The organism is Pseudomonas sp. 01L34, assembly GCF_056400265.1.
The window spans coordinates 239,591-251,702 of sequence record NZ_JBFTSX010000001.1; the positions used below are offsets into that span (position 1 = coordinate 239,591).

A 12,112-nucleotide genomic window follows, 5' to 3' on the forward strand; every position below is an offset into this window, starting at 1 on the left:
ACAATACTTAGCCACTGCCCGGCACATTCGGCCAAAGATCGGACACCAGAAACAGCCGCTCGGCCTCTTCCCAATCCCCTTTGGCATTCTCTGTCAGCCGCACCATCAATTGCGCCGGTGCCAGCGGGTCCAGATCGCTCAGCCACGTGTCCAGCTGTTCAGCGCTCCAGGTCTGCTCCTTGGGATAGTGCGCCGGCGCCAGCCAGGCGTGGCGGGGCAGAGGTTGCCAGCGACCGAACGGACGCTGCACGACAAAGTCCGCCCAATCCTTCTGGTGCAGCCAGCTACCGCGCAAATGCTGAGGGTGTGCGCCGCTCGGTGGTTCGGCCTGCCCCGGCCACGGATAGAGCAGGTAACCGCCCAGCCATAGATGCGCGCTGAACTGCTGGATATCCAGCGACGCCAGCACATCACGGCTCTCCGCCCGCGCGGAAATCGGTAATTGATGCCGGCTCAGGTGTTCCAGTTTGCGGTCCAGCCGATCATGACAACCTGGTCCGAGCCACTGCGCGGTGTCACGGCCGTCACCGTTCTGCGGGCCGAGATAGAGCTTGATCGCCAGTTCCAGGTGATGCACACCATCGCGATCGCGCAGCAGCATGTCCAACTCGCCGAGGGTATGGCCTTCGCGACGGATCGGCATGTTGGCGGCGATCAGCTCGATCCCCGGTGCGTGCCGCACGGCGTACTGCCACAGCCGTTCGTAGTACAAACCCAGGCGCCGGGTCCTGGCCTGGGCCAGCCAGTGCAGCAAATCGTAACTGTCACGATCCAGATGCCTGAGCCAGTGTTCCAGGCGCTCCGGCGCCTGCACCCAATCGCTGCCGGCCAGGGGATGACGCTGCGGCCACGGGGTGGCGTCGAGCATCGGCGGCGCGAGGATGACCCAAGCCAGGTCGCGCACTTCAGGGTGGCGCAACTGGTGAGGTAACTGGAGCAAGTCTGGAAATAGGATCATCTTGCGAGCATAGCCCGAAACTAGAGCACACCGTTGTGGCTGAAAGGGTTTTGTCTACGCCGCGCTTTCGCCCATAATCGTGTTTTTCGCCGCCACACGCGTTAGGGGCCTCATGGAGCAATTTCGTAATATCGGCATCATCGGTCGCCTGGGCAGTTCTCAGGTGCTGGATACCGTCCGCCGACTGAAACGGTTTCTGCTCGATCGTCACCTGCACGTGATCCTCGAAGACACCATCGCCGAAGTCCTGCCGGGCCATGGCCTGCAAACTTCGTCGCGCAAGATGCTCGGTGAAGTCTGTGACATGGTGATTGTGGTCGGTGGTGACGGCAGCCTGCTGGGCGCTGCCCGGGCGCTGGCCCGGCACAACATCCCGGTGCTCGGTATCAACCGTGGCAGCCTGGGATTCCTCACCGATATTCGCCCCGATGAGCTGGAAGTCAAAGTCGCCGAAGTGCTCGACGGCCATTACCTGGTGGAAAACCGCTTCCTGTTGCAAGCCGAAGTCCGGCGCCACGCCGAAGCCATCGGCCAGGGCGATGCGCTGAACGATGTAGTGCTGCACCCCGGCAAGTCGACGCGAATGATCGAGTTCGAGCTGTACATCGACGGCCAGTTCGTCTGCAGCCAGAAGGCCGACGGCCTGATCGTTGCCACGCCGACCGGTTCGACCGCCTACGCGCTGTCTGCGGGCGGCCCGATCATGCATCCCAAGCTCGACGCTATTGTGATTGTGCCGATGTACCCCCATACCTTGTCGGGTAGGCCGATTGTGGTCGATGGCAACAGTGAGCTGAAAATCGTCGTGTCCAAAGATATGCAGATTTACCCGCAAGTCTCCTGTGATGGGCAGAACCACTTCACCTGCGCGCCCGGTGACACCATCACCATCAGCAAGAAAGCGCAGAAGCTGCGGCTGATTCACCCACTCGACCACAACTACTACGAAGTCTGCCGGACCAAGCTCGGCTGGGGCAGCAAGTTGGGTGGTGGAGGCGACTGATGCTCGATCCCGCGCGTAGCTACGACCTGATCGGTGACGTGCACGGTTGCGCTCTGACCCTTGAGCACTTGCTCGACCGGCTCGGTTACCACAAACAGGCAGGTGTCTGGCGGCATCCGTCGCGCATGGCGGTGTTCCTCGGCGACATCATCGACCGCGGCCCGCGGATTCGCGAGGCGCTGCACATCGTCCACGACATGGTCGAGGCCGGCCAGGCGCTGTGCATCATGGGCAATCATGAATTCAACGCCCTCGGCTGGAGCACGCCGGCGCTGCCGGGCAGCGGCAAACAGTTCGTGCGCGAGCACACCCCGCGCCACGCCCGCCTGCTTCAGGAAACCCTGACCCAGTTCGAAGATCATCCCCAGGATTGGCACGACTTCCTGCAATGGTTCTACAAGCTGCCATTGTTCGTCGATGCCGAGCGTTTCCGCGTGGTGCATGCCTGTTGGGATGCCAGCCTGATCGAGCCGTTGCGCGGGTTGTTCCCCGACGGTTGCATCGACGAGCATTTCCTCCAGGCCTCCGCAGTGCCCGGCAGTTTCGCCTGCACCGTGTTCGATCGCCTGCTGCGCGGCACCGACATGCGCTTGCCCCACGGCTTGACCATGACCAGCGGCGACGGCCTGACGCGCTCGTTCTTTCGCACTAAATTCTGGGAAGACGACCCGCAAACCTACGGAGACATCGTGTTCCAGCCCGACGCCTTGCCCGAGCCGGTGGCCCGCACACCGCTGTCGTCCAGTGAAAAAGACAACTTGCTGCGCTACGGCATCGATGAGCCGATGCTGTTCGTCGGCCACTACTGGCGCAGCGGCAAACCGGCGCCGATCCGTCCGAACCTGGCGTGCCTGGATTACAGCGCGGTGCTCTACGGCAAACTGGTCGCTTATCGTCTGGATCAGGAAACCCGTCTCGACCCGCATAAATTTGTCTGGGTCGATGTCGAGCGGCCGGAGGTGTTGCAATGACGGCGGTGGCGGTATTGCGTCTACCACTGGCGGTAGATTTGAGCGGGTTCGTCAAACTGCTGCAGCGCATGCAAGTGCCCCATCGGGTCAGCGAAGAGGCGGGCGAGCAGGTACTGTGGGTACCGGCCAGCATCAGCGAAGACGTGCGCTCGTTGTACGAACGCTTTCCGGCCGGCGACCCCGATCAGCAACTGGATATCCCGGTGGCGCCGACCCTGCAACGTCCGGGTTTTGTCGAGCAGTTGCGCCACAGCAAGGCCACGGCGTTCGTGCTGTTGCTGAGCCTGATCGTCGGCGTGGTGACGCTGCTGGGCGAAAACCTCGAGACGATGCGCTGGCTGACCTTCCTCGATTTCCGCGTGGTCGGCGAATACATCCATTTCACGCCACTGGCCGACAGCCTGGCGGCGGGGCAGTGGTGGCGTCTGGTGACGCCGATGCTGATCCACTTCGGCATCCTGCACCTGGCCATGAACGGCATGTGGTATTGGGAGCTGGGGCGGCGCATCGAGTCGCGTCAGGGCAGCATCAACCTGATCGGCCTGACGTTGCTGTTCAGCCTGGTATCCAACTATGCCCAGTTTTTTTTCAGCGGCCCGACCCTGTTTGGCGGGTTGTCCGGGGTGCTGTACGGCCTGCTCGGGCATTGCTGGATCTTCCAGTTGTTGTCGCCGAACCCGGCTTATCGCCTGCCTCGTGGGGTGTTGGTGATGATGCTGGTGTGGCTGTTGTTGTGCCTGTCGGGGCTGGTCTCGATGATCGGTTTCGGCGAAATTGCCAACGCGGCCCACGTCGGCGGGTTACTCATCGGATGCTTCACCGGTTTGTTGGGCGGTTTGTACAACCGCCGTAAACTGGCCGTCTAATCAGTTATGAATGAAGAGCGCGGAGCCCTTGATGTCCTCTTTTAACGAAATGATCAAAAACATTACCCCGGATATCTACCAGAGCCTGAAACTGGCGGTGGAAATCGGCAAATGGTCCGACGGTGGCAAACTCACCGCCGAGCAGCGCGAACTGTCCCTGCAAGCGATGATCGCCTGGGAAATCCAGAACCTGCCCGAGGAACAGCGCACCGGCTACATGGGCCCGCAGGAGTGCGCGTCGAAGTCGATCGAAGTGCCGAATATTCTGTTCAAGTCGGATGCCATCCATTGATCGAGATTGGCCGCGGTGCAATCAGCAAAATGTCGGCGCGCCTTGACGGGCCGAACGTGCAGTACGCTTTTCGTCTGGGCGACGCCGAGGTACCGGTCAATCCGTTGATCGGCACCACGGTGCGCCTGGAGTACCTGGGGGCGATCCACTGCACCCATTGCGGACGCAAGACCAAAACCAGTTTCAGCCAGGGTTACTGCTACCCGTGCATGACCAAACTGGCCCAGTGCGACATCTGCATCATGAGCCCGGAGCGTTGCCACTACGATGCCGGCACTTGCCGGGAGCCTGAGTGGGGCGAGAAGTTCTGCATGACCGACCATGTGGTTTACCTGGCCAATTCGTCGGGGATCAAGGTCGGCATTACCCGCGCCACCCAACTGCCGACCCGTTGGCTCGATCAGGGTGCCAGCCAGGCCTTGCCGATCGTGCGCGTCTCGACCCGCCAGCAGTCGGGCTTCGTCGAAGACCTGTTCCGCAGTCAAGTCGCTGACAAGACCAACTGGCGTGCTTTGCTCAAGGGCGATGCGGTGTCGGTGGACCTGGCGCAGGTTCGCGATCAGCTGTTTGAAAGCTGTGCCGAAGGTTTGCACAGTTTGCAGGAACGATTCGGCCTACAAGCAATCCAGACAATTACCGACGTCGAACCGCTCGAAATCCGCTATCCGGTCGAGCAGTACCCGGCCAAAATCGTCAGCTTCAACCTGGACAAGAACCCGATTGCCGAAGGCACGCTGTTGGGGATCAAGGGTCAATACCTGATTTTCGACACCGGCGTGATCAATATTCGTAAATACACGGCCTACCAGCTCGCCGTGCATCAGTAAGGACTCAAGCATGCGCACCGAACAACCGAAGATGATTTACCTGAAGGACTATCAGGCGCCCGAGTACCTGATCGACGAGACGCACCTGACCTTCGAGTTGTTCGAGGACCACAGCCTGGTCCATGCGCAACTGGTGATGCGCCGCAACCCTGAGCGTGGCCCGGGCCTGCCGCCATTGGTGCTCGACGGCCAGCAACTCGAGCTGCTGTCGGTGACCCTGGCCGACCAGGAGCTGAGCGCCACCGACTACCAACTGACCGAGAACCATCTGACCCTGCACCCGACCGCAACAAGCTTCACGGTCGACACCAGCGTCCGGATCCACCCGGAAACCAACACCGCCCTGGAAGGCCTGTACAAATCCGGCACCATGTTCTGCACCCAGTGCGAGGCCGAAGGTTTCCGCAAGATCACCTATTACCTCGACCGCCCGGACGTGATGAGTGCATTCACCACCACGGTGGTCGCCGAGCAGCACAGCTATCCGGTGCTGCTGTCCAACGGCAACCCGATTGCCTCCGGTCCCGGCGAAGACGGCCGCCACTGGGCGACCTGGGAAGACCCATTCAAGAAGCCTGCCTACCTGTTCGCGTTGGTGGCCGGTGACTTGTGGTGTGTCGAAGACACCTTCACCACCATGACCGAGCGCTCCGTGGCGCTGCGCATTTATGTCGAGCCAGAAAACATCGACAAGTGCCAGCACGCCATGAACAGCCTGAAGAAGTCCATGCGTTGGGACGAAGAAGTCTACGGTCGCGAGTACGACCTGGACATCTTCATGATCGTCGCGGTCAACGACTTCAACATGGGCGCCATGGAGAACAAGGGCCTCAACATCTTCAACTCCAGCGCCGTGCTGGCCCGTGCCGAAACCGCTACCGACGCCGCGCACCAGCGGGTCGAAGCGATCGTCGCCCACGAATACTTCCACAACTGGTCGGGCAACCGCGTGACCTGCCGCGACTGGTTCCAGCTGTCGCTCAAGGAAGGCTTCACCGTGTTCCGCGATTCGGAGTTCTCGGCCGACATGAACTCGGCCACGGTCAAGCGCATCCAGGACGTGGCGTACCTGCGCACCCACCAGTTCGCCGAAGACGCCGGCCCCATGGCTCACGCCGTACGCCCGGACAGCTTCATCGAGATTTCCAACTTCTACACCCTGACCGTGTATGAAAAGGGTTCGGAAGTGGTCGGCATGATCCACACCTTGCTTGGCGCTGACGGCTTCCGCAAAGGCAGCGACCTGTACTTCGAACGCCATGACGGCCAGGCCGTGACCTGCGATGACTTCATCAAGGCCATGGAAGATGCCAATGGCGTCGACCTGACCCAGTTCAAACGCTGGTACAGCCAGGCCGGCACACCGCGTCTGGCGGTGAGCGAGTCCTACGACGCCACGGCGAAAACCTACAGCCTGACCTTCCGCCAGAGCTGCCCGGAAACCCCGGACAAGGTTGAGAAGCTGCCGTTCGTGATTCCGGTGGAGCTGGGTCTGCTTGATTCGAAAGGCGCGGCAATTGCATTGCGTCTGTCCGGTGAAGCCAGTGCTCAAGGCACTTCGCGGGTGATCTCGGTGACTGAAGCCGAGCAGACCTTCACCTTCGTCGACATTGCTGAAAAACCACTGCCGTCGTTGCTGCGCGGCTTCTCGGCGCCGGTGAAACTGAGCTTCCCGTACGACCGCGATCAACTGATGTTCCTGATGCAGCACGACAGCGACGGTTTCAACCGTTGGGATGCCGGCCAGCAGTTGTCGGTGCAGGTGCTGCAAGAGTTGATCGCCCAGCAGCAGAAGGGCGAAGCGCTGGTGCTGGATCAGCGTCTGGTTGCAGCCCTGCGTACCGTGCTGTCCGACGAGACGCTGGATCAGGCCATGGTCGCTGAAATGCTCTCGCTGCCAAGCGAAGCGTACCTGACCGAAATCAGCGAAGTGGCTGATGTCGAAGCGATCCACACCGCTCGCGAATTTGCGCGCAAGCAACTGGCGGACACTTTGTTCGAAGCGCTGTGGCTGCGTTATCAGGCCAATCGTGATCTGTCGAAGAAGACTCCGTATGTGGCCGAGGCCGAGCACTTCGCCCGCCGCGCACTGCAGAACATTGCGTTGTCCTACCTGATGCTCAGCGACAAGCCAGAAGTATTGGCGGCAACCCTTGAGCAGTTCGACAGCTGCGACAACATGACCGAGCGCCTGACCGCGTTGGCCGTGTTGGTGAATTCGCCGTTCGAAGCGCAGAAAGCCAAGGCACTGGCGAGCTTCGCCGAGCACTTCAAGGACAATCCGCTGGTCATGGATCAGTGGTTCAGCGTTCAGGCCGGCAGTGTATTGCCAGGCGGTCTGGCGCGGGTCAAAGCCTTGATGCAACACCCGGCGTTCAACATCAAGAACCCCAACAAGGTGCGGGCACTGGTCGGCGCGTTTGCCGGACAGAACCTGATCAACTTCCACGCGGCGGATGGTTCCGGGTATCGGTTCCTGGCGGATCTGGTGATTGAGCTCAACGGCTTCAATCCGCAGATTGCTTCTCGCCAACTGGCGCCGCTGACGCGCTGGCGTAAGTACGACAGCGCCCGTCAGGCGTTGATGAAAGGCGAACTGGAGCGGATCCTCGCTTCGGGGCAGCTGTCCAGCGACGTGTACGAAGTGGTCAGCAAAAGCCTGGCCTGATCTGGTTGCCTGCTCTCTCAAGTGTTCACTCGGACCTTGTGGGGGCGGGCTTGCTCGCGATGGCGGCCTGATAGCCGACCGGGATTTTTGATGGAGTACATATCCATTTCTGCGGTAACGGCTACTTAGGGTTTCGCCCTTACGGCGAGGCACTTTTGGCAAACGCCCCAAAAGTACCCAAAAGGTCTCGCCCCAAGCGTCCGGCCCCTCGCTGAGGCTCGGCGTTCCTTCGCTCCGGTATCCATCTGGGGGCATCGCCCTACGGTCTGCTTCGCTACGACCTACATGCGATGGGTTCGACTGCGTCGAACGGCGCTGCGCGCCAATCCCCAGATGAACACCTGCGCTCAGCCTCCCGAAGGGGCGGGTAGATCAAGATCAAGATCAAAAGCCAAAGCAAAGCAAAGCAAAGCAAAGCAAAGCAAATGCAAGATCAAAAGATCGCAGCCTCGCTTCGCTCGACAGCTCCTACAGGGAAATGCGTCCGCTTGAGATCAGGCCGGCCGGGAGGCCGCCTTGCTTTTGATTTTGACGCACCGCCCCCTCGAGAGGCCGAGTGGAGGTTCTGCGCAGTGGGCAACCCGGCATGGATGCCGGGTTAGCCGCCCCCGGCCATGGATGGCCGATGGCGGCGGGCCCACGGAGCAGGACCGGAACGAGGGCACCCTGAGCCTAGGCGAAGGGCCGAACGACAGGGGCAAGAGCGCTTTGGTTACTTTCGCGCTTTTCGAAAGTGACTCGCTGTAAGAGCGAAACCGCCAGCCGCCGTTACCGCAGAAACGGATATGTACCCCAGACCCCGATCACCTCTGCGAATGTCCCTCCATTCAGCCTCTGCGCATATCCCCCCGGTTAACAAAACATAACGTGGCGTCGATTGTCAGACCTTTCCAAACCCCGATAGGATAAGCCCAGCTTCCGAAGGGGCTCTGGATTGCGGGTTTCAGGACTATGCTCTGGAATAGGGCAGTCCCGGTGAGCACCCCCTTACGGCGCCCTGAAAGGTTGAATGACCTAACAATAATAATGGGGGAAGGTCTATGAGTGAGCCTGTCATGGGTGTGAGTATTTGCCGCCCGCCGGCGTTACGCAGGTTCGCGTTGCTGGCTACAGCGCTCTCGCTGTTGGGTTGTGCCGTGTTGTCGGCTCCTGTGCTGGCCGCTGCCGCGCCGACCACCGACGTGGTTTATTCCATTGAATCCGCCAAGGCCAGCAAAGGCCTGATGCTCGATGTCGTGCACGCCGGCAAACGCCTGGTGGCGGTCGGCGATCGCGGACACATTCTTTACTCCGATGACCAGGGCGCGACCTGGACCCAAGCCAAGGTGCCGACCCGGCAGCTGCTGACAGCGGTATTTTTTGTCGATGACAAGCACGGTTGGGCCGTCGGCCATGACGCGCAGATCCTCGCCAGTGAAGACGGCGGGGTCACCTGGACCAAACAATTCGAAGACCTGCGCCGCGAATCGCCGCTGCTGGATGTCTGGTTCAAGGACGTCAACAGCGGCTTTGCCGTGGGCGCCTACGGTGCCTTGCTGGAAACCACCGACGGTGGCAAGAACTGGGAAGATGTCAGCGATCGCCTGGCCAACGAAGACCAGTACCACCTCAACGCCATAGCTGCAGTCAAGGATTCCGGCATTTTCATCGTCGGCGAGCAGGGCAGCATGTTCCGTTCCGCCGATGAAGGGCAGACCTGGGAAAAGCTTGAAGGCCCCTACGAGGGCTCGCTGTTCGGCGTCATCGGCACCGCGCAACCGGCCACGCTGCTGGTCTACGGCTTGCGGGGCAATCTCTATCGCTCCACGGATTTCGGCACCACGTGGGAGCAGGTCGAACTCAAGGCTGCACGCGGTGCGCTGGAATTCGGCCTGTCCGGCGCCACATTGCTCGACGACGGTTCCATCGTGATCGTCGGCAATGGTGGCAGTGTCATTCGCAGCAGCGACGACGGCGAAACCTTCAGCGTGTTCAACCGTCCCGATCGCATTTCCGTCTCGTCGGTCACGGCGGCGGGTAACGGTAATCTGATTCTGGCAGGCCAGGGCGGCGTGCGCGTCACCTCGCCAACGGGCGCAGAGAATGGCACAAACGGGTCGTCCAAATGAGCCGGGCAAATAATAAGAAGGCGGGTCTATGACATCCTTAAGCACTCCTCATCAGGACAAGGCGACGTTTCTTGAGCGCCTGATCTTCAACAACCGCCCGGCGGTGATCGTCATCTGCCTGCTGGTCAGTATTTTCCTGTTCTGGCAGGCGACGCTGATCCGGCCGTCCACCAGTTTCGAAAAAATGATCCCGCTCGAGCATCCGTTCATTGAAAAGATGATGGAGCACCGCAACGATCTGGCGAACCTGGGCAACACCGTACGGATTTCCGTTGAAGCCACCGATGGCGATATCTTCTCCAAGGAGTACATGGAGACCCTGCGCCAGATCAACGACGAGGTGTTCTACATCTCCGGTGTCGACCGTTCCGGCCTCAAGTCGCTGTGGAGCCCGAGCGTACGCTGGACCGAGGTGACGGAGGAGGGCTTCGCCGGTGGTGAAGTGATCCCCCAGAGCTATAACGGTTCCCAGCAAAGCCTCGACCTGTTGCGCAACAATGTGCTCAAGTCCGGGCAGGTCGGGCGGCTGGTGGCCAACGACTTCAAGTCGAGCATCGTCGACATCCCGCTGCTGGAGTCCTACCCGGACCCGCAAGACCAGGGCAAGTTACTGGCGCTGGACTACCGCAAGTTCTCGCATGAGCTTGAAGACAAGATCCGCAACAAGTTCGAAGCCCAGAACCCCAACGTGAAGATCCACATTGTCGGGTTCGCCAAGAAAGTCGGCGACCTGATCGATGGGCTGGTCATGGTGGTGATGTTTTTCGGCGTCGCCTTCGTCATCACCCTGATCCTGCTGTACTGGTTCACCAACTGCATGCGCAGCACCGTGGCAGTACTGAGTACGACGCTGGTGGCGGTGGTCTGGCAGCTCGGCTTGATGCACTTTTTCGGCTTCGGGCTGGATCCGTACTCGATGCTGGTGCCGTTCCTGATCTTCGCCATCGGGATTTCCCACGGCGTGCAGAAAATCAACGGTATCGCCTTGCAGTCCAGCGAGGCGGACAACGCGCTGACTGCGGCACGGCGCACATTCCGTCAGTTGTTCCTGCCGGGGATGATCGCGATCCTCGCGGATGCGGTGGGCTTTATCACGCTGCTGATCATCGACATCGGCGTGATTCGCGAACTGGCCATCGGCGCGTCCATCGGCGTGGCGGTGATCGTGTTCACCAACCTGATCCTGCTGCCGGTAGCGATTTCCTACGTGGGTATCAGCAAACGCGCCGTCGACCGCAGCAAGAAAGACGCGCACCGCGAGCATCCCTTCTGGCGCCTGCTGGCGAACTTTGCCAGCCCGAAAGTCGCACCGGTCTCCATTGCCCTGGCGCTGATCGCCTTCAGCGGTGGCCTTTGGTACAGCCAGAACCTGAAAATCGGCGACCTCGACCAGGGTGCGCCGGAACTGCGTCCGGACTCGCGTTACAACAAGGACAACAGCTTCATCATCAACAACTATTCCACCAGTTCCGACGTGCTGGTGGTAATGGTCAAGACCAAGCCTGAAGGGTGCTCGCGCTATGAAGCCATGGCACCGATCGACGAGCTGATGTGGAAGATGCAGAACACCGAGGGCGTGCAGTCGGCGATCTCGCTGGTGACCGTGTCCAAGCAAATGATCAAGGGCATGAACGAGGGCAACCTGAAATGGGAAACCCTGTCGCGCAATCCGGACGTGTTGAACAACTCCATCGCCCGTGCCGATGGTCTGTACAACAACAATTGCTCTTTGGCGCCGGTGCTGGTGTTCCTCAACGATCACAAGGCCGAAACCCTGGATCGCGCGGTTCATGCGGTGCAGGACTTCGCCAAGGACAACAACAAGGAAGGCCTGGAATTCCTCCTCGCCGCCGGTAATGCCGGGATCGAGGCCGCCACCAACGAAGTGATCAAGCGTTCCGAACTGACGATTCTGGTGCTGGTGTATATCTGCGTCGCGACCATGTGCATGATCACCTTCCGTTCCTGGGCGGCGACCTTGTGCATCGTGCTGCCGCTGGTGCTGACCTCGGTGCTCGGCAACGCACTGATGGCGTTCATGGGCATCGGTGTGAAAGTGGCGACCTTGCCAGTGGTGGCACTCGGGGTGGGGATCGGCGTGGATTACGGGATCTACATCTACAGTCGCCTGGAAAGCTTCCTGCGTGCCGGCCTGTCGCTGCAAGAGGCGTACTACCAGACGCTGAAGTCCACCGGTAAAGCTGTGTTGTTCACCGGTCTGTGCCTGGCAATCGGCGTGTGCACCTGGATCTTCTCGGCGATCAAGTTCCAGGCCGACATGGGCCTGATGCTGACCTTCATGCTGCTCTGGAACATGTTCGGCGCGTTGTGGCTGCTGCCGGCGCTGGCGCGGTTCCTGATCAAACCGGAAAAACTGGCGGGGCAGAAGGGCAACTCGCTGTTTGCTCACTAGGCGTCA

At 60.5% G+C, this 12,112-nt stretch carries 9 protein-coding genes; 8 read left to right on the forward strand and 1 reads right to left on the reverse strand.

Going from position 1 to position 12,112, the window contains the following annotated elements:
- Window positions 1-7 precede the first annotated feature (7 nt).
- The gene (locus tag AC1DQM_RS01140) at window positions 8-958 is read right to left on the reverse strand and encodes a DUF1853 family protein (protein WP_477745695.1); all 951 of its coding nucleotides are present in this window, start codon (window positions 956-958) and stop codon (window positions 8-10) included.
- A gap of 112 nt (window positions 959-1,070) precedes the next feature.
- Here AC1DQM_RS01140 and AC1DQM_RS01145 point away from each other — a divergent pair, with 112 nt between their 5' ends.
- The 8 genes from AC1DQM_RS01145 (at window position 1,071) to AC1DQM_RS01180 (ending at window position 12,106) form a co-directional block, all read left to right on the forward strand.
- Window positions 1,071-1,961 (forward strand): NAD(+) kinase, encoded by an 891-nt coding sequence (locus tag AC1DQM_RS01145; RefSeq protein WP_007906781.1) that lies wholly within the window; start codon window positions 1,071-1,073, stop codon window positions 1,959-1,961.
- Complete coding sequence (locus tag AC1DQM_RS01150; RefSeq protein ID WP_172901237.1) at window positions 1,958-2,932, forward strand: metallophosphoesterase; 975 nt, start codon at window positions 1,958-1,960, stop codon at window positions 2,930-2,932. The genes AC1DQM_RS01145 and AC1DQM_RS01150 overlap by 4 nt, the downstream gene beginning before the upstream one ends.
- Window positions 2,929-3,798, forward strand: a complete 870-nt coding sequence (locus tag AC1DQM_RS01155; RefSeq protein WP_019648963.1) for a rhomboid family intramembrane serine protease — start codon at window positions 2,929-2,931, stop codon at window positions 3,796-3,798. Before AC1DQM_RS01150 ends, AC1DQM_RS01155 begins: the two co-directional genes overlap by 4 nt.
- A gap of 31 nt (window positions 3,799-3,829) precedes the next feature.
- Window positions 3,830-4,090, forward strand: coding sequence for a YeaC family protein (locus AC1DQM_RS01160; protein WP_007937782.1), 261 nt, complete (start codon window positions 3,830-3,832; stop codon window positions 4,088-4,090).
- Entirely contained in the window at window positions 4,087-4,917 is an 831-nt protein-coding gene (locus tag AC1DQM_RS01165) for a DUF2797 domain-containing protein (protein WP_018929611.1), read from the forward strand. The genes AC1DQM_RS01160 and AC1DQM_RS01165 overlap by 4 nt, the downstream gene beginning before the upstream one ends.
- 10 nt (window positions 4,918-4,927) lie before the next feature.
- A complete protein-coding gene (pepN, locus tag AC1DQM_RS01170) occupies window positions 4,928-7,585 on the forward strand; it encodes an aminopeptidase N (RefSeq protein ID WP_477745696.1) in 2,658 nt (885 codons plus the stop codon).
- A 1,040-nt stretch (window positions 7,586-8,625) separates the two neighbouring features.
- Complete coding sequence (locus tag AC1DQM_RS01175; protein ID WP_477745697.1) at window positions 8,626-9,693, forward strand: WD40/YVTN/BNR-like repeat-containing protein; 1,068 nt, start codon at window positions 8,626-8,628, stop codon at window positions 9,691-9,693.
- Window positions 9,694-9,721: 28 nt separating this feature from the next.
- Window positions 9,722-12,106 carry an efflux RND transporter permease subunit gene (locus AC1DQM_RS01180; RefSeq protein ID WP_477745698.1) on the forward strand — a complete coding sequence of 795 codons (2,385 nt, stop codon included), beginning with the start codon at window positions 9,722-9,724 and terminating at the stop codon, window positions 12,104-12,106.
- The last annotated feature ends 6 nt before the right edge of the window (window positions 12,107-12,112 follow it).